Source organism: Actinocorallia longicatena (assembly GCF_039534125.1).
Classification (GTDB): Bacteria; Actinomycetota; Actinomycetes; order Streptosporangiales; family Streptosporangiaceae; genus Actinocorallia; species Actinocorallia longicatena.
This window is the reverse complement of record NZ_BAAAUV010000019.1, coordinates 87,959-105,907: the sequence shown is the minus strand read 5'-3', so window position 1 is coordinate 105,907 and position 17,949 is coordinate 87,959. Positions and strand designations below refer to the sequence as shown.

The 17,949-nt window shown below is 70.8% G+C and carries 16 protein-coding genes; 10 read left to right on the top strand and 6 right to left on the bottom strand.

Going from position 1 to position 17,949, the window contains the following annotated elements; genetic code table 11:
* The first annotated feature begins 27 nt into the window (after window positions 1-27).
* Together ABD785_RS29640 and ABD785_RS29635 are read left to right on the top strand one after the other, a co-directional pair.
* A complete protein-coding gene (locus ABD785_RS29640) occupies window positions 28-963 on the top strand; it encodes an ATP-binding protein (RefSeq protein WP_344834931.1) in 936 nt (311 codons plus the stop codon).
* A gap of 17 nt (window positions 964-980) precedes the next feature.
* Window positions 981-1,451 carry a ribose-5-phosphate isomerase gene (locus tag ABD785_RS29635; RefSeq protein ID WP_344834927.1) on the top strand — a complete coding sequence of 157 codons (471 nt, stop codon included), beginning with the start codon at window positions 981-983 and terminating at the stop codon, window positions 1,449-1,451.
* Window positions 1,452-1,686: 235 nt separating this feature from the next.
* Here the strand turns inward: ABD785_RS29635 and ABD785_RS29630 are convergent, their stop codons facing one another.
* Window positions 1,687-2,304: a mycothiol-dependent nitroreductase Rv2466c family protein gene (locus ABD785_RS29630; RefSeq protein ID WP_344834924.1), complete on the bottom strand. Its 618-nt coding sequence runs from the start codon at window positions 2,302-2,304 to the stop codon at window positions 1,687-1,689.
* Between the two features lie 125 nt (window positions 2,305-2,429).
* Here ABD785_RS29630 and pepN point away from each other — a divergent pair, with 125 nt between their 5' ends.
* Window positions 2,430-4,979, top strand: coding sequence for an aminopeptidase N (gene pepN, locus ABD785_RS29625; protein ID WP_344834921.1), 2,550 nt, complete (start codon window positions 2,430-2,432; stop codon window positions 4,977-4,979).
* Window positions 4,980-5,102: 123 nt separating this feature from the next.
* Window positions 5,103-5,756 carry a TetR/AcrR family transcriptional regulator gene (locus ABD785_RS29620; RefSeq protein WP_344834917.1) on the top strand — a complete coding sequence of 218 codons (654 nt, stop codon included), beginning with the start codon at window positions 5,103-5,105 and terminating at the stop codon, window positions 5,754-5,756.
* On the opposite strand, the gene ABD785_RS29615 is transcribed toward ABD785_RS29620, so the two are convergent.
* On the bottom strand, window positions 5,729-6,463 hold the full coding sequence (locus ABD785_RS29615; protein WP_344834915.1) for a nuclease-related domain-containing protein: 735 nt from the start codon (window positions 6,461-6,463) through the stop codon (window positions 5,729-5,731). The two genes, ABD785_RS29620 and ABD785_RS29615, sit on opposite strands and share 28 nt — an antisense overlap.
* A 151-nt stretch (window positions 6,464-6,614) precedes the next feature.
* Between ABD785_RS29615 and ABD785_RS29610 the strand changes: the two genes are divergently transcribed.
* The 4 genes from ABD785_RS29610 to ABD785_RS29595 all read left to right on the top strand — a co-directional run bounded on the left by ABD785_RS29610 (window position 6,615) and on the right by ABD785_RS29595 (window position 11,225).
* Window positions 6,615-7,343, top strand: coding sequence for a L,D-transpeptidase family protein (locus ABD785_RS29610; protein WP_344834911.1), 729 nt, complete (start codon window positions 6,615-6,617; stop codon window positions 7,341-7,343).
* 432 nt (window positions 7,344-7,775) lie between these two features.
* A complete protein-coding gene (locus ABD785_RS29605) occupies window positions 7,776-8,924 on the top strand; it encodes a serine/threonine-protein kinase (RefSeq protein ID WP_344834908.1) in 1,149 nt (382 codons plus the stop codon).
* 34 nt (window positions 8,925-8,958) lie between these two features.
* A complete protein-coding gene (locus ABD785_RS29600; RefSeq protein ID WP_344834906.1) occupies window positions 8,959-10,455 on the top strand; it encodes a beta-N-acetylhexosaminidase in 1,497 nt (498 codons plus the stop codon).
* Complete coding sequence (locus tag ABD785_RS29595; protein WP_344834904.1) at window positions 10,452-11,225, top strand: hypothetical protein; 774 nt, start codon at window positions 10,452-10,454, stop codon at window positions 11,223-11,225. Before ABD785_RS29600 ends, ABD785_RS29595 begins: the two co-directional genes overlap by 4 nt.
* A gap of 6 nt (window positions 11,226-11,231) precedes the next feature.
* Here the strand turns inward: ABD785_RS29595 and ABD785_RS29590 are convergent, their stop codons facing one another.
* Complete coding sequence (locus ABD785_RS29590; RefSeq protein WP_344834902.1) at window positions 11,232-11,966, bottom strand: ZIP family metal transporter; 735 nt, start codon at window positions 11,964-11,966, stop codon at window positions 11,232-11,234.
* A gap of 71 nt (window positions 11,967-12,037) precedes the next feature.
* Between ABD785_RS29590 and ABD785_RS29585 the strand changes: the two genes are divergently transcribed.
* Both ABD785_RS29585 and ABD785_RS29580 read left to right on the top strand, forming a co-directional pair.
* Window positions 12,038-12,643 carry a QsdR family transcriptional regulator gene (locus ABD785_RS29585; protein ID WP_344834898.1) on the top strand — a complete coding sequence of 202 codons (606 nt, stop codon included), beginning with the start codon at window positions 12,038-12,040 and terminating at the stop codon, window positions 12,641-12,643.
* A gap of 99 nt (window positions 12,644-12,742) precedes the next feature.
* Window positions 12,743-14,545, top strand: a complete 1,803-nt coding sequence (locus ABD785_RS29580) for an acyl-CoA dehydrogenase (RefSeq protein WP_344834894.1) — start codon at window positions 12,743-12,745, stop codon at window positions 14,543-14,545.
* A 24-nt stretch (window positions 14,546-14,569) separates the two neighbouring features.
* Here ABD785_RS29580 and ABD785_RS29575 read toward each other — a convergent pair whose 3' ends face one another.
* Genes ABD785_RS29575 through araB form a run of 3 tightly spaced genes read right to left on the bottom strand, consistent with a single transcriptional unit; the run spans window position 14,570 to window position 17,848 of the window.
* Window positions 14,570-15,109: a hypothetical protein gene (locus ABD785_RS29575; protein WP_344834891.1), complete on the bottom strand. Its 540-nt coding sequence runs from the start codon at window positions 15,107-15,109 to the stop codon at window positions 14,570-14,572.
* A gap of 52 nt (window positions 15,110-15,161) precedes the next feature.
* Window positions 15,162-16,184 carry an aldose epimerase family protein gene (locus tag ABD785_RS29570; protein WP_344834887.1) on the bottom strand — a complete coding sequence of 341 codons (1,023 nt, stop codon included), beginning with the start codon at window positions 16,182-16,184 and terminating at the stop codon, window positions 15,162-15,164.
* A 23-nt stretch (window positions 16,185-16,207) separates the two neighbouring features.
* Complete coding sequence (gene araB, locus ABD785_RS29565; RefSeq protein WP_344834884.1) at window positions 16,208-17,848, bottom strand: ribulokinase; 1,641 nt, start codon at window positions 17,846-17,848, stop codon at window positions 16,208-16,210.
* Between the last annotated feature and the right edge of the window lie 101 nt (window positions 17,849-17,949).

Below are 17,949 nucleotides of genomic sequence, written 5' to 3'. Positions count from 1 at the left end.
CATTCCAACTAGGCGCGGGGAAGAGACATGAAGGTCGCGTTCGTGGGGAAGGGCGGCAGCGGCAAGACGACGCTGTCGTCGCTGTTCATCCGTCATCTGGCCGGGGCGGCACTGCCCGTCGTGGCCGTCGACGCCGACATCAACCAGCATCTCGGCGTGGCCCTCGGCCTCGACGAGGGCACCGTGATCCCGGCGCTCGGCGACCACCTCACCGAGATCAAGGAGTACCTGCGCGGGACCAACCCGCGGATCTCCTCGGCCGCCGCCATGGTCAAGACCACGCCGCCGGGGGAGGGCTCGCGGCTGCTGCGCGTCGGCGGCGGCGACCTGTTCCACCGCGACCTGGCCCTCGAACTCGGCCCGACGCTCAGGCTGATGGTCACCGGCCCGTTCAGCGACGACGACCTGGGCGTCGCCTGCTACCACTCCAAGACCGGGGCCGTCGAACTCTACCTCAACCACCTCGTCGACGGCGAGGGCGAGTACGTGGTCGTCGACATGACCGCCGGCGCCGACACCTTCGCCTCCGGCCTGTTCACCCGGTTCGACGTCATGTTCCTGGTCGCCGAGCCGACCCGGAAGGGCGTCAGCGTCTACCGGCAGTACGTCGAGTACGCCCGCGACTTCGACGTCACCATCAAGGTCGTCGGAAACAAGGTCCACGACGAGCAGGACCTCGACTACCTGCGCACCGAGGTCGGCGACGACCTCCTGACCTGGTTCGGGCACTCCAGCGCCGTCCGGGCCATCGAGCAGGGACGTCCCGGGGCGCACCTGGAGGACGCGGGGATCGCCGCCCTCGACCTGCTGCGCAAGACCGTCGACGCGCACGGCAAGGACTGGCCGAAGTTCCAGCGCCAGGCCGCCGAGTTCCATGTCAGGAACGCCAGGAGCTGGGCGAACAGGGCGACGGGCGAGGATCTCGAGGCGCAGCTCGACCCGGCGTTCGTGATCCAGGGATGACCTGGGAGAATCGCGGCATGCGAGTTTTCCTGGGATCGGACCACGCCGGCTTTGAGCTGAAGGAACACCTGGTCGGGTGGCTGAAGGCCAACGGGTACGAGCCCGTCGACTGCGGCCCCGCCGTGTACGACGCGGTCGACGACTACCCGCCGTTCGTGCTGCGCGCGGCCGAGGGCGTGGCGGGCGAGCCCGGCTCCCTCGGCATCGTCATCGGCGGCTCCGGCAACGGCGAGGCCATCGCGGCCAACAAGGTCAAGGGCATCCGCGCGGCGCTCGCGTGGAGCGACGACACCGCGACCCTCGGCCGCGAGCACAACGACGCCAACGTCATCAGCATCGGCGCCCGCCAGCACTCCCTGGACGACGCCACCCGCTTCGTCCAGCTGTTCCTGGCCACCCCGTACTCGGGAGAGTCCCGGCACACCCGCCGCATCGACATGCTCTCCGCCTACGAGACCACGGGCGAGCTCCCGGCCCTGCCCGCCTGAGACCGGCCCGCCCGACCTCTCCTACCCCGTCTGACCTCGACGCTTGCTGAGCCGCCGGCGCTCCCCTCTGCGGGGCTTCGGCGGCTCCGCCGTTCGCGGCGCGGCCTCTTCGGAGCGGGTCCGGGACACGTCCCGGACCCGCATCGCCACGTCGAGGGTGATGCGCATTCCCGCCTGACCCGCTCCCGGCTGTCCCATGAACAACCGTTTACCCCATTCCAGGGCTCCCAAGCCTCTAGTCGAAGCTGGGGTCCGCGTCGCGGGTGCGCTTGAGCTCGTAGAAGCCGGGGGTGCCGGCGACCAGGCGGACGCCGTCCCACAGCTTGACGGCGTCCTCGCCGCGCGGGATCGGGGTGACGACCGGCCCGAAGAAGGCGACGCCCTCCACCTCGATGACCGGGGTGCCGACGTCCTGGCCGACCTTGTCGATGCCGACCTTGTGGGAGGCCCGCAGCGCCTCGTCGTAGTCGGTCGTGTGGGCCGCCGAGATCAGTTCGCGGTCGAGTCCGGCCGCCTCCAGCGCCTCGATGACCAGCGCGTCGTCGGGGGTGCGTCCCTCGTTGTGGATCCGGGTGCCGAGCTCGGTGTAGAGCGGGCCGAGCACCTCGTTGCCGTACTTCTGCTCCGCGGCGATGGCGACGCGCACCGGGCCCCAGGCGTCCTTCATGAACTGCTTGTAGCGCTCCGGCAGGTCGTCACGGCCCTCGTTGAGCACGGCCAGCGACATGACGTGCCAGCGAGGGGCGATGTCACGATATTTGGCGACCTCATGGATCCACCGCGACGTCATCCATGCCCACGGGCACCTAGGGTCGAACCAGAAGTCAACCGGGGTGGGGTCATTAGCCGACAAAATCGACCTCCATAGAAGAGAGCCTGCGTACAACGGATCAACCCCGGTCCGCGAGCGCGCATTCCCGCTGTCCGGGTAGACATGAAAAGATCCGAACGAACAACGGACGTCATCTAGGAGGGCTTGTGGCAGGCAACCTCACGCGCGACGAGGCGCGGGAAAGAGCCCGGCTGCTGACCGTCGAGTCGTACGAGGTGGACCTGGACGTCACCGGCTCCAACGGTCCCGGCGCGGACTCCACCGGTGAGGAGCGCTTCGACAGCGTCACCACCGTACGGTTCACCAGCAACGAGGTCGGCGTGCCGACCTTCATCGACCTGCACGACGCGGTCGTCCGGGAGGCGACCCTCAACGGGCGGGCTCTCGACGTCTCCACCTACGACGCGGCCAAGGGGCGGCTCCCGCTGCCCGTGCTGGAGGCGTCGAACGAGCTGACCGTCGCGGCGGACATCCTCTACTCCCGTTCGGGCGAGGGGCTGCACCGGATGGTCGACCCGGTGGACGGCGGCGTCTACCTCTACACCCAGTTCGAGACGGCCGACGCGCACCGCATGTTCGCGTGCTTCGACCAGCCCGACCTGAAGTCGGTCTTCACCTTCGGCGTCACCGCGCCCGAGGGATGGGAGGTCGTCTCCAACACCGCTCCGGTGCGCGAGGGGGCCGTCCACCGCTTCCCGGCGACGGAGAAGATGTCGACCTATATCACCGCGCTCGTCGCGGGGCCGTACCACGTGGTGCGCGACTCCTACGACAACGGCCGGATCCCGCTCGGGGTCTACTGCCGCGCGTCGCTGGCCGAGCACCTTGACGCCGAGGCGATCCTCGACGTCACCAAGCAGGGCTTCGCGTACTTCGAGGAGACCTTCGCCTTCCCCTACCCGTTCGGCAAGTACGACCAGCTGTTCGTGCCGGAGTTCAACGCGGGCGCGATGGAGAACGCGGGCTGCGTCACCTTCCTGGAGGACTACGTCTTCCGGTCGCGGGTGACCGACGCGGCCTACGAGCGCCGCGCCGAGACGATCCTGCACGAGATGGCGCACATGTGGTTCGGCGACCTCGTCACCATGCGGTGGTGGGACGACCTGTGGCTGAACGAGTCGTTCGCCACCTACATGTCGGTGCTGTGCCAGTCGGTGGCCACCCAGTGGACGGGCGCGTGGACCACCTTCGCGAACGTCGAGAAGTCGTGGGCGTACCGCCAGGACCAGCTCCCCTCGACGCACCCGATCGCGGCCGACATCCCCGACATCCGGGCGGTCGAGGTCAACTTCGACGGCATCACCTACGCCAAGGGCGCCTCGGTCCTCAAGCAGCTCGTCGCCTACGTGGGCCTGGAGAACTTCCTCGAGGGCGTGCGCCGCTACTTCCAGCGGCACGCCTGGGGCAACACGGTCCTGGCCGACCTGCTCGACGCCCTGGAGGAGACCTCAGGGCGCGAGCTGACCTCCTGGTCGAAGGAGTGGCTGGAGACCTCCTGGGTCAACACGCTGCGGCCGGACTTCACGCTGGACGCGTCCGGGAACTTCGCCTCCTTCGAGGTGCTCCAGGAGGCGACCAGCGCGTACCCCACCCTGCGCTCGCACCGGGTCGCGATCGGCCTGTACGACCGGACCGCCGAGGGCCTGGTGCGCCGCAAGCGCGTCGAGCTCGACGTGGTCGGCGCCCGGACCGAGGTCGGCGAGCTCGTCGGCGAGCGCCGTCCCGACCTGGTGCTGGTCAACGACGACGACCTCACCTACGCCAAGATCCGGCTCGACGAGAACTCGCTCCAGACCCTGGTCTCCTCGATCGGCGAGATCCGCGAGAGCCTGCCCCGGGCGCTGGCCTGGTCGGCGGCGTGGGACATGACCCGCGACGCCGAGCTGGCGACCCGCGACTACGTCAAGCTCCTGCTGTCGGGCATCGCGGGCGTCACGGACATCTCGGTGACCCAGACCCTGCTGCGCCAGGGCCGGCTGGCGATCACGCAGTACGCCGACCCGGCGTGGCGCGCCGAGGGCCTGTCCCTGCTGGCCGACGCGCTGCACGACCTGGCCAGGGGGGCGGAGGCCGGTTCCGACCTCCAGCTCAACTACGTGCAGGCGTTCGCGGGCTCGGCGACCTCCGACGCGCACCTCGGCTACGTCCGGGCGCTCCTGGACGGCACCGAGGTCCTCGACGGCCTCCAGGTCGACACCGACCTGCGCTGGGGTCTGCTGCGCCGCCTCGTCGTCAACGGCAAGGCGGGCGAGGCCGAGATCAGGGCCGAGCACGAGCGGGACGCCACCGCGGCGGGCGAGCGGCACGCCGCCGCGCTCACCGCGGCGATCCCGACCGCGGAGGCCAAGGAGGCGGCCTGGCAGCGGATCATCGGCGGGAAGCTGCCGAACGCGGTCTTCCGCGCCACGATCGGCGGGTTCGTCGAGCCCGACCAGGCCGACCTGCTCAAGCCCTACGGCGAGAAGTACTTCCAGGAGGTCGGACGGATCTGGAAGGAGTGGAGCTCGGACATGTCGCAGACGTTCGCCGAGGTCGCCTACCCCTTCCTGAACATCTCCCAGGAGACCATCGACCGCACCGAGCGCTACATCGCGGACGAGAAGCCGCCGTCGGCGCTGCTCCGCCTGCTCTCGGAGGGCCGCGACGGCGTCCGCCGCGCGCTGCGCGCCCGGGAGAAGGACGCCTCCGCGTCCTGACCCGCGTCACCCGGCCGCGTCACCCCGGAACCCCGCCCCGCACCGCGCGAGGCGGGGTTCCGCGTCCGTGGGGCCGGGAGGCGCTGGATGTGACCCTGTTCACGGGAGGTATAGGGTCAGTGCGTGTTGACCCGTGACCGGATCGTGCGTGCGGCCATCGACCTGATCGAACGGGACGGTGCGGAGGCGCTGTCGATGCGCAAGGTCGCCGCCGAGCTCGACGCCGCCGCGATGTCCCTCTACCACCACGTGCCGAACAAGGCCGCCCTGCTGGACGCGGTGGTCGAGCGGATCGTCACGGACATCGACTTCTCCGACGATCCCGAGGCACCCGTCCGCGAGCGGGCCAGGGGGATGATGCGGGCCTTCCGCAAGATCTCCCACGACCATCCCCGCACGGTCAACCTCGTGATCACCCGCGACTTCGAGTCGCCCGCGACGCTGCGCCTGTTCGAGCACGCGATGGAGATCGCCCGTGCCGCGGGCTACCCGCTGGCGGACGCCACCCGCATCGCGGGCACCTTCCTGTCCTTCGCGGTCGGCTGCCTGATGCGCGAGACGCGCTTCCAGAAGATGGTCGAGGACCACGGAGATCACGCGCTGGAGGAGAAGTTCGCCGCCGCGGACCCGGCCGCCTTCCCCAACATCTCCGCCCTGGTCGCCTCGGCGTTCGTCCTCGACCTCGACGCGGAGTTCGAGTTCGGGCTCGACCTGCTGCTGAAGGCCAGCCTCCCGGAGGCGTTCCCGCCTCACGAGCCGGCGGGACCGAACAGGTAGAGCGCCGTCCTGGTGATCTCGTTGGGGTCCATGCCGGGCCCGGACGTCCGCCGGACGAAGCCGGGCACCCGCCACGGGCGCATGAGCACCACGCCCCCGGCCGTCATCCGGGTCATCTTGGGCCTGCCCCCGTGCACCGCGACGATCACCGCGGCCTTGACGGGCTCCGAGAGGGCCCCTGACAGCATCTCGGAGACGTCGGTGGCGGCACGTTCCAGTTTGGCGTTGACGTGCGTCTTCACGTCCTTGCCGACGAACAGCTTGCCCTTGATGGCGACCAGGTCGGTCTCGGGGTCGTAGACCTCGTTCTCGACCAGCCACACCCGGCTCGGGCCGATCACGATGTGGGCGACCGTCCCGTGGCCGGGGACGACCCTCCGGTGCAGGACCCGGTACCCGCGCCGCTCCAGCAGGGCCAGCGCGCGTGCCGTCCGCCGCTCACCGCTGAGCCCCTGCCGCCAGACGCTGGAGGACAGCCGTCTGGCGACGGCCATCGCGAGGTCGACCACGAGGTAGGCGGCGGCGGCCCCGACGCCCGCCCACGGGCTGACGAACTTCCAGCCGATGATCACCAGCAGGCCCGCCACGATCGCGCGGAATCTCATCCGCTTGTCGCGTTCGGCCGACCAGAGCATCTCGTGGACCTGCTGCGGAGAGCCGCCGACCAGGGCCGGGTTGCTCTCCCTGTAGATGGAGTCGCCGATCATGTCTTGATCGTCTCTCGAACACGGTCAAAAGATATCTACCCGGAAGGTAACGAAAGGTTGATATGTCACGGTCGCTATAGCCGCGTTGACAGCATTTGCCGCATGTGATCGGGTTTCCGAGGTCAGACGGCTGATGAGTTTGGGGTCACGTGTGAAGAAGGTCGTACTCGGGGCGGCGCTGGTCGCTCTCGTCTCGGTTCCGCTCGGCGAGCAGGCCGTCGTCGCGGCGCCCTCGGCGGCGCCCGCGGTCGCGCCGGCCGTGGCGGGCGCCCAGGCCGCGGGGGACCCGTCGGTCCGCCTCGGCAGCAAGGGCGCGGCGGTCATGAAGCTGCAGAAGAAGCTGAAGTCCCTGCACTACGAGCCGGGCAGGTCCGACGGCAGATTCGGCGGGCAGACCCGGGCCGCGGTCTGGGCGTTCCAGAAGATCAACGGTCTGCCGCGCACCGCCAACGGCACGGTGGGCGCGAAGACCTGGAAGGCGCTCGAGAAGCCGAAGGTCTGGAAGTCGATCACCCCGAAGAAGCGCCGTGAGGCCAACCGGGTCGAGATCTCCATCAAGCGGCAGCTGATCGTCGTCTACAAGAAGAACAAGATCGCGCTGATCACGCACACGTCCACCGGCAGCGGCCGGTACGAGGACGGCGCGGTCTCGACCACCCCGCGCGGCTACTTCCGCACCTACCGGAAGATCCGCGGGCTCCGGGTCGCCAAGCTCGGCACCCTCTACAACCCCATCTACTTCTACCGGGGCTACGCGATGCACGGTTCGCCGAACGTGCCCCTCTACCCCGACTCCCACGGCTGCGCCCGGCTGCCGTTCGGCACCGACATGGTGATGTTCCGTCTCGTGCCGATCGGCTGGCAGGTCTACGTCAAGTAGCGGCACCGGGCCCGCCTCCGGGCGGGCCCGAAAGCGAAAGGCCGGTCCCGAGGGACCGGCCTTTCTTCGAGTCGCCGGTGCCCGCGCGATAGGACCTCCCACCCCTGGGGCTCTCACACGCGGTACACCGGTCCGCCGCGCGGGCTCCGGCCGTCGCCCTCGTCCGTCGAGGAGGAGCCGACGAAGGCGTTGACCGGGTTCTGCGCGACCCCGCTTCAGCGGAGATGAGGAAAGACTAGGACGCGAGATGACACGGAAGGCTACGCCCCGGTGACATGCACGTTTCGTCTTGCCGGACGGCCGTTGTACCGGTCCAGTCCCATGAAATGTTGCCGACACATGACAATTTGGTAGCGGTCGCGTCCCGGAGCACGGAAATCGGGCACTCTTGTTCCGCACATCAAGGCGACAGGAATAGGACCCGCGGGTTAGATGAGTTCTGTGCAAGAGACCCTGCCCGCCGGCATCCAGTCGCTGGAGCTCGAGGACCCCGTCACCGTCGGCGGGATGGCCCTGCTGGGCCGGCTCGGCACGGGCGGCATGGGCACCGTGTTCCTCGCCGAGGACGACCTGGGCCGCCGCGTCGCCGTCAAGACCATCCATCCCCGGCTCGCCGCCGACAAGGCCTTCCGCGCCCGGTTCGAGGACGAGGTCAGGAACGCGGGGCGGGTCGCCTCCTTCTGCACCGCCCAGATCCTCGGGCACGGCGAGGACCCGGGGCTGCACCCGTCCGGGCTGCCCTACATGGTCTCGGAGTTCATCGGCGGGGTGTCCCTCGCCCGGCGCGTCCACGAGAGCGGGCCGCTGCCCGTGTCCGACCTGCACGGCATCGCGGTCGGGGTCGCCACCGCGCTGGCCGCCATCCACGAGGCAGGGCTCGTCCACCGGGACCTGAAGCCGTCCAACGTGGTGCTCACCCTGTCCGGGCCGCGTGTGATCGACTTCGGTATCGCCCGGGCGCTCGACTCCAACTCCTCCTGGACGACCACCGGGACCGTGCTCGGCACGCCCGGCTGGATGGCGCCCGAGGTGCTCGTCGGCGGCAAGGCCACCCCCGCCGCCGACATCTTCGCCTGGGGCCTGCTGATGGCCTACGCGGGGACGGGCCGCTCCGCGTTCGGCGAGGGCCAGGCGCTGGACGTCGCCCGGCGGGTCGTCCAGGACCAGCCGGACCTCACCGGGCTGCCGGACGGTCCGCTGGGGCAGCTGATCAGGTCCTCGCTCTGCAAGGACCCGCTGGACAGGCCGTCGGCGCCGGAGTTGATGATGCGGCTCGTCGGCCGGGAGTTCCAGGGGATCGCGGGGCCGCCGCCGGAGCCCGCGCCCGTCCGCGGGTTCGGCCGCTACCGCAAGCAGCTCCTGGTGGGCGGGCTGATGCTGGCCGTCGCCGCCCTCACCGTCGGGGTCTCCCTGGCGCTGCCGGGCGGTGCGAGCGACGACGCGACGGTGCCGATGGTGACCGTCCAGGCGCCCGCGCCGGAGAAGGCCTCGGGCAAGGCCTCGGGGAAGACGCCGGGGAAGGTGCCCGCCGACAGGATGAACGCCGTGACGCCCGAGCTGAAGAAGCACCGCAATCGGTGATTCGCGGTGATTCTCGGCATCTACACTCTGGGGCGTGGAACTCTCCGTCATCCCCGCTCCGCAGTCCGTCACTCTCGGTGATGGGGCGTTCGTGCTCACGGCAGAGACGGCCGTCTCCGCCCCGGAAGGCCGCGCCGCCGCGGAGCTGACCGGCCTGCTCCGCACCGCGACCGGTTTTCCCCTGCCGCTCGCCGGCGACGGCGCGATCGCCCTGATCATCGAGGACGGCCCACAGGACGGCCTGGACGCCGAGGCCTACCGGCTGGAGTCCACCCCGGCGGGGGTGACGATCACCGCTTCCACCGACGAGGGCCTGTTCCGGGGCGTCCAGACGCTCCGTCAGCTCCTGCCCGCGGCGATCGAGTCCGCCGCGCCCGTCACCGCGGAGTGGATCGTTCCCGCCGTGACGATCACCGACGCTCCGCGCTTCCCCTGGCGCGGTGTGCTCCTGGACGTCGCCCGGCACTTCTTCGACGTCGCCGCGGTCAAGCGCTTCATCGACCGGCTCGTCCCCTACAAGCTCAACATCCTGCACCTGCACCTGACCGACGACCAGGGCTGGCGGCTGGAGATCCCCTCGCACCCGAAGCTGACCTCGGTCGGCGCCGCCACCCAGGTCGGCGGCGGTGCGGGCGGCTTCTTCAGCCGCGAGGGCTACGCGGAGATCCTCGCCTACGCCGCCGACCGGTACATCACGGTCGTCCCGGAGATCGACCTGCCCGGCCACACCCAGGCCGCGATGGCCGCCTACCCGTCGCTGGCGCCGTCCTGGCCGCTGGACTCCCGGGTCGAGGAATCCTTGGTCCGGCTGCTGATCGACCGTGACGGCAGGCCCGTCGTCTACACCGGCACCGAGGTCGGCTTCAGCGAGATCGCGATCGGCAAGGACGAGACCTACGCCTTCCTGCGCGACGTGCTGGGCTCGGTCGCCGCCCAGACGCCCGGCGGCTACCTGCACATCGGCGGTGACGAGGCGCTGAAGACCACCCCCGAGGACTACGCGGAGTTCCTGCAGCGCGTTCTCCCGATCGTCCCGGACACGGGCAAGACGGTCGTGGCCTGGCAGGAGGCCGCCGCCTCCGGCGCCCTGCCGCCCGGCACCCGCCTCCAGTACTGGCGGCCGACCACCGAGCCCGTCCCGGAGGCCGTCGGCAAGGCCGCGGGAGGCGGCGTCAAGCTGATCATGTCCCCGGCCGACCGGGCCTACCTGGACCTCAAGTACGACGAGTCGACCCCGCTCGGGTTGACCTGGGCCGGCACGCTGGGCGTCGAGCGGTCCTACGACTGGGACCCCGCCGACCCGGTGCCCGGCGCCGACGTCGTGGGCGTCGAGGCCGCCCTGTGGTCGGAGACCCTGTCCACCCCCGACGACCTCGACTTCATGCTCTACCCGCGCCTTCCCGGCCTCGCCGAGGTCGCCTGGTCGGCCCCCGGCCGCGACTGGGACGCCTACCGCGCCCGCCTGGCCGCCCACCCCGCCCGCTGGGACTCCGCCGGGATCACGAACTATTTCCGCAGCTCTGAGCTGTGAGGACCGTCTCCCCGAGGCTGTCCCGATGGCCGGGGGCCGCGGTCTCCCTGCTGGGCCGTCCGGTCCGCGCCGTGCTGCTGGTGTTCTTCGCCTGCTGCGGGGCGCTGGCCCTCGCTCACGCCAACCCCACGGACACGGGGTCGGCGGACCGGTTCCGCCTCGACCTAGCCGACCACGCCGTGCGCTCCGCCGAGCTGGTCTCGCTGAAGCACGAACCGGCCGACGGAGCCTGGTCGCGGGCCGAGATCGTCTGGTCGACGGGGCCGCTGCGCTGGTGGAGCTACAAGGGGAGGATCAGCACCTCGGATCTGCGGCCCCTCGTGTCGGAGTTCGACCGCGACCATCGGCGATCGCTGGAACTCCTGGCCGCGGACCGGCCGGGACTCGCGATCAAGGTGGGCGACGGCGGCTTCGACGGCGGCGGCTCGATCGGGTTCAGGAACGACAGCTGGCTGAGGCACCTGCCGGGGCTCTGGCTGCCGCGGATCGCGGGTGCCGCCTACGTGGGGGTCCTCCTGCTGATGCTGTTCCGCGGGCGGGACCGGCATCGGCACGGCAGCCGCTGGTCGTGGTTCTGGATCTTCGCGGGCGTTCCGGTGGCCGTCTTCCTCTACCTCGCGCTGGAGATCCGGCCGCTGTGGCGCCCGGCCACCGAGCCGGTCGCCCGCTCGGGGTTCCACCTGTCCGGGCTGCGGGCCTTCCTGCTCTCGATCGTCCTCGGCCTCGCCTGCACCGCGGCGCTCGAGGTGCTGGCGGGATGGGTGTTCTGACGCTTCTCAGCCGTGGCTGAGGCCGACGACCAGGAACATGGCCGCGGCGCCGCCGACCGTGCAGAGGAGGGTCAGCCGGGACGGGTGCTTGGCGTGAGCCTCGGGCAGGATGTCCGAGGTGGCCAGGTAGAGCAGGAATCCGGCGAAGTAGCCGAGGTAGAGGCCCACGGCGTCCTCGGGGATGCGGACGACCGTGCCGAGGAAGGCGCCGAAGACCGGGGCGGCGGCGTCGAGGAACAGGAACGTCCAGGCGCGGGCGCGGCCGCTGCCGTACAGGCTCGTGACGGTGAAGGTGTTGAAGCCGTCGGCGAAGTCGTGGGCGATCACCGCGATGGCGACGGCCACGCCGACCGAGCCGCCCGCCTGGAAGGCGAGGCCGATCCCGACGCCGTCCAGGGTCGAGTGGATGATCAGGCCGGTGCCGGTGACGGTCCCGAGCGCCTGCATGCCGTGCTCGTGCGCGCCGAACTCGGCCTCGTGGCCGCGGTGCATGGCCAGCGACCGCTCGACCACGTGGACGGTCAGGAACCCGGCGACCAGTGTCACGGCGGCGGCCGGGACCCCCAGCCAGGTCTGGTGGGCCTGCTCGAACGCCTCGGGGAGCAGGTCGAAGCCGACGACGCCGAGCATGATCCCGGCGGCCAGCCCCAGCACCAGGTGGAGGCTGTCGCTCACCCGGGCGGCGACCAGGCCGCCGAGCAACGTCGCCACGAAGGCCCCGCAGGCCACCAGGATCGCCATGGTCACAGCATCCCGCCCTGCCGTGACCGGGGCCTTGCAACGCGCCGGACGGGCACGGCTACGCTGGGTCCGTGCGAGCCCCTGCCGACGACATCGTGGAGCTGGCGTCGCGCCGGCTGCGCGAGGGCCGGCGGCTCGATCTGAGCGCCCTGGCAGCCGAGCTGGAGATCTCGCGGCCGACCCTGTTCCGGCGCGTGGGCAACCGCGAAGAGCTGATGGGCGAGGCGCTCTGGCGGCTGGCGTCCCGGGTCTGGCGGATGACGGAGTGCCGGTGGGAGCGCGAGCACGGGGCCCGATGGCTCAGCCCCGACGGCCGGATGCGCTCGCTCGGCGTCCTGGCCGGGTACGGGAAGAGGATCGTCGCCGACCAGGGATTCCGGCGGCTCCTCGACGAGGAGCCCGCCGTGGCGCTCCGGGTCCTGACCGATCCGTTCGGCCGCGTCCAGCCGAGGATGATCGAGGCCTTCGCCGTCCTGCTGCGCCGCGACGTCGCCGACGGGGGCCTGGCGCCGCTGGTCGACCTGGACACCCTCGCCTACGCGGTGATCCGGCTCTGTGAGTCGATCGTGTACGCCGACGTGATCGCCGACCGCGCGCCGGATCTGGTCGCCGCCACCACGATGGTCGAGCATCTGGTCGAGGGCACACTCCAGGTCAGGGCCACCGCCCGTCCGTGACGGGACCGGTTGGGCGGACGACCAGATTCCGGACCCCGGGGTGGTGAATCAGATGGGCAAGGTGTTTCATTGATGGTGCACTCGCCGAGGGGGAAGACATTGACGCACTACCGCAGCAACCTGCGCGACCTGGAGTTCAACCTGTTCGAGGTCTTCGGGCTCGGTGACCGTCTCGGACGGGCTCCGTTCGCCGAGATCGACGCCGACACCGCGCGCGACATCCTCGGCCAGGTCGAGAAGCTCTCCACGGGCCCCGTCGCGGCCTCCTTCACCGAGGCCGACCGCGAGCCCCCGGTCTACGACCCCGCCACGCGCACCGTCGCGATGCCCGAGGGGTTCAAGCGCTCCTACCGGGCCTACACCGACGCCGAGTGGTGGCGCCTCGACCTGCCCGAGTCGGCGGGCGGCACCCCCGCGCCCCGCTCGCTGTGGTGGGCGCTGATCGAGATGGTCCAGGGGGCGAACGCGCCGGTCTTCATGTTCGGCAGCGGACCGGGATTCGGCGGGCTGCTGCACCGGCTGGGCACTCCGGAGCAGGCCAGGATCGGCGACTTCATGATCGATCGCGGCTGGGGCGGCAGCATGGTGCTGACCGAGCCCGACGCGGGATCCGACGTCGGCGCGGGCCGCACGAGGGCGGTCGAGCAGCCGGACGGCACCTGGCACATCGAGGGCGTCAAGCGGTTCATCACCTCGGGCGAGCACGACCTGACCGAGAACATCATGCACTTCGTGCTGGCCAGGCCCGAGGGCGCGGGGCCGGGCACCAAGGGGCTGTCGCTGTTCCTGGTGCCGAAGTTCCGGTTCGACCCCGAGACCGGGGAGCCGGGCGAGCGCAACGGCGTGTACGCCACGAACGTCGAGAAGAAGATGGGGCTGAAGGTCTCCACCACCTGTGAGATGACCTTCGGCGCCGAGGAGCCCGCCGTCGGGTGGCTGCTCGGCGACGTCCACGACGGCATCGCCCAGATGTTCCACGTGATCGAGTCGGCCCGGATGCAGGTCGGCGTCAAGGCCATCGCGGCGCTGTCGACCGGCTACCTCAATGCCCTCGACTACGCGCGCAACCGCGTCCAGGGCCCCGACCTGACGCGCTCGGCCGACAAGTCCGCGCCGCGGGTGACGATCGACCGGCACCCCGACGTGCGGCGCATGCTGATGCTCCAGAAGGCCTACGCCGAGGGGCTGCGGGCGACCTACCTGTACACGGCGGGCTGGCTCGACCGCGACATCGACCCCAAGGCCGCCGCCAGCATGAACGACCTGCTCCTGCCGATCGTCAAGGGGGTCGGGTCGGAGCGGGCGCAGGAGATGCTCGTCCTCGCCCTCCAGACGCTCGGCGGGTCGGGGTACCTCCAGGACTACCCGATCGAGCAGTACCTGCGCGATGTGAAGATCGACTCGCTGTACGAGGGCACGACCGGCATCCAGGGCATGGACTTCTTCTTCCGGAAGATCGTCCGCGACGGCGGGCGGGCCTTCGGGGTCCTCGCCGACGAGATCGCCGAATTCGCCGAGGCCTACGCGGGGGAGGAGCGCCTGCTGACGGAGCGGACCGCCCTCGCGGCGGCCCTGGCGGACGTCAAGGCGATGATCGCCACCCTGCTCGGCTGGACCCGCGACTCCCGGGAGAACCCCGCGGAGGTCTACCGGACCGGCCAGAACACCACCCGCCTGCTCATGAGCGTCGGCGACCTGGTCATCGGCTACCTGCTGCTCCGCCAGGCGGCCGTGGCCCTGCACGCCCTCGACGACGGGGCGGGCGAGACCGCGTTCTACACCGGCAAGCTGGCGGTGGCCCGCTTCTTCGCGACCACGGTCCTGCCCGAGCTCGCCACCCGCCGCCAGGTCCTCGAGCGGACCGACAACGCGCTCATGGAGATCCCCTCGGAGGCCTTCTGAGGGGATCGGCCCTCCCGCCCCGACTCAGCTGTGGACGGGGCTCCGCGTCTCGGCGCGGGCTCCGTCCGGGCAGGAGAAGGCGAGCTTGACGAACCACCGGCCGAAGCGGGGGTCGGGGTTGAGGAAGCTGATGTAGCGGGTGCTGGTCTCCTCGGTCTCGGCGATGAAGACACCCACCGCCGCGCCCTTGATGCGGTCTCCACCCGAGGCAGTGAGAACCTTCCACTCGCTTTTGCAGGTCTGGTTGGATTCGCCCTGAACCCTCAGCTCGTAGGAGAAATACGAGGCGGTACGCGTCGATCCGGAGAGGTCCAACTCCGGTGACCGGGAAAAGGACACGCTGCCGACGGGATTCGGTGATGTGCTGTTAATCGGGGCGAAACTCATGGAGATATCGGTGGGCCCCGCGACCGGCCGCACCTGCGGCCGGTTCTGCGGTGATCTCTCCCGGACGGCCAGAGCCGCGCCGGTCACCGCCGCTGTGGCGGCGGTCACGAATCCGATGACCTTGATCGCTGAATTCCGCAGATCTTGATTTCGCGCGTGTTGATCTGATGCGCCCACGATGCCCCCGTGATCACAGTTCCCCTCTTACTGAGGAACATCGTGGCATGAATTACCATTCACGGCGGGAAAAGCGGAAAACGGTCGTCGAGGAGTAGGTCTCGCCGGGGCGGAGCGTCGTGTCCGGGAACGACGGGCGGTTGGGGGAGTCGGGGAAGTGCTGGGTCTCCAGGCAGAGGCCCGCCGCCCGGCCGTAGGGGCGCCCGGAGGTGCCGCGGACGGTGCCGTCGAGGAAGTTGCCGGTGTACAGCTGCACCCCGGGTTCGGTCGTGGTGACCTCCATGACGCGGCCGGAGCCGGGGTCGGTGAGGGTGGCGCCGCCGGTCAGGACGTAGCAGTGGTCGTAGCCGCGGGCGACCAGCAGATCGGGGTGGGGCTCGCCGATCCGTGCGCCGACCGGGCGGGGCGTGGTGAAGTCGAAGGGGGTCCCGGCCACCGGTGCGAGGGCTCCGGTGGGGAGCTGGTGGGCGTCGGTCGGCAGGTAGTGCGCGGCGTCGATGCTCAGGAGGTGGCCGAGGACGTCGCCGGAGCCCTCGCCCGCCAGGTTGAAGTAGCTGTGGTTGGTCAGGTTGACGACCGTGGGGGCGTCGGTCGTGGCGTGGTGATCGATCCGCAGGGCGTCGCCGGTGAGGGTGTAGGTGACCCGGGCCGACAGGGTGCCGGGGTAGCCCTCGTCGCCGTCGGGACTGGTGTGGGCGAGGGTGAGGTGGGCCGGGGAGGAGTCGACGGCCGTCCAGACCTTCTTGTCGAAGCCCTGGACGCCGCCGTGCAGGCTGGCCGGGCCGTTGTTGCACGGCAGGCGGTACTCGGCGCCGTCGAGGGTGAAGCGGCCGCCGGCGATGCGGTTGGCGAAGCGCCCGGCGACGGCGCCGAGGTACAGGCCGCCGTCGAGGTAGCCGTCGAGGGTCGCGCAGCCGAGGACGACGTTGGCGGGGCGGCCGTCGCGGCCCGGCACCTCGAGGGTCTGGATCGCGCAGCCGTAGGTGAGGATCCGGACCCGGAGCCCCGCGCCGTTCTCCAGGGTGTGGCGCCGGACCCGCTCACCCGTGGGCAGCGTTCCGAAGTCCTCGGTCAAGGGACGTCTCCTTCGTGTGGGGGTCAGCTCGCGGCGTCGCGGATGCCGCGCAGGGTGTGCAGCACCCCGCCGTGACGGCCGAAGTGGTCGTGGAGCTCGGTGTAGACGGCGTAGAGCGCGTCGTAGGCGTCGGCCCGGCGCGGGTCGGGCACGTAGGCGTTCCGGTGGATCCGGCCCATGGCCGCCGACGCGGCCCGGACGCCGGGATGGGCCCCGGCCGCGACGGCCGCGTGGATCGCCGAGCCGAGGGCGGGTCCCTGCTCGGAGTCCAGGGTGCTGAGGGGGCGCCGGGTCACGTCGGCGTAGAGCTGCATCAGGAACGGGCTGCGCAGCAGGCCGCCCGCGACGACGAGCTCGCCGACCCCGACCCCCGCCCGCTCGAACGCGTCGATGATCGTCCGGGTGCCGAAGGCCGTGGCCTCGAGCAGTGCCCGGTAGATGTCCTCGGGCGTGGTGCCGAGCGTGCAGCCGACCAGGACGCCCGACAGGTCGTGGTCGACGAGAATCGAGCGGTTGCCGTTGTGCCAGTCCAGCGCGACCAGCCCGTGCTGCCCGACCGCCTGGCGCGCGGCCTTCTCGGTGAGCAGCTCATGCCCGCTGAGCCCGCGTTCGGAGGCCTCCGCGACGTACTCCGGCGGCAGCCCGCAGCGCAGGAACCACGCGAAGATGTCCCCGACGCCCGACTGCCCGGCCTCGTAACCCCACAGCCCGGGGACGATGCCGTTCTCGACGACCCCGCACATGCCGGGCACCTCGCCGAGCGCGTCGGAGTTCATCACGTGGCAGGTGCTGGTGCCCATGACCGCGAGCATCTGACCGGGCTCGACCGCTTGAGCCGCGACCGCCGTGACATGGGCGTCGACGTTGCCGATCGCGACCGCGATCCCCTCGGGGAGGCCGGTGAGCGCCGCCCCCGCGGCGCTGAGGCCGCCCGCCCGCTCGCCCATCGCCGACAGCGGATGATCGATCTTGGCGAGCAGTGCGGAGAAGCCGGGGCTCAGCGCCTCCAGGTACTCCTTCGAGGGGTATCCGTCCTGGTAGACGCCCTTGTAGCCGGCGGTGCACAGGTTGCGGGTCTCCCTCCCGCACAGCTCCCAGATGATCCAGTCGGCGGCCTCGATCCAGCGGGCGGCCAGCCCGAAGACCTCCGGGTCCTCCTCCAGCACCTGGAGGGCCTTCGCGAACTGCCACTCGCTGGAGATCTTGCCGCCGTAGCGGCGGAGCCAGGGCTCACCGCGCTCCTCGGCCAGGGCGTTGATCCGGTCGGCCTGGCCCTGGGCGGCGTGGTGCTTCCAGAGCTTGGGGTAGGCGTGCGGACGGTCCGCGAGCCCGTCGAGCTCGCAGAGCGGGACGCCCTCGGCGTTCGTGGGCAGGACCGTGCAGGCGGTGAAGTCGGTGCCGATCCCGATGACCTGGTCCGGCCGCACCCCGGCCGCCTCCAGCGCCGCCGGGACGGTCCGCCGCAGCACCTCGCGCCAGTCCGCGGGCACCTGGAGCGCCCAGGCGTGGCCCAGCGGGGAGCCCGAGGGGAGCCGCTGCTCGAGGACGGCGTGCGGGTACTCGAAGACGGCGCTGCCCAGCTCGGAGCCGTCCTCGACGGCGACCACGACCGCACGTCCGGACAGCGTTCCGTAGTCGACGCCGATCACTACCTGTTGCGACACGTGGGTCCTCCTCGATGCGGGGGCTGGCGCCAAGATTGTTAGCGGTATCAATGCCGCACGTCAACGTCTAGCTAGGGCGAACCCGGAAGAAATGGGGTCTT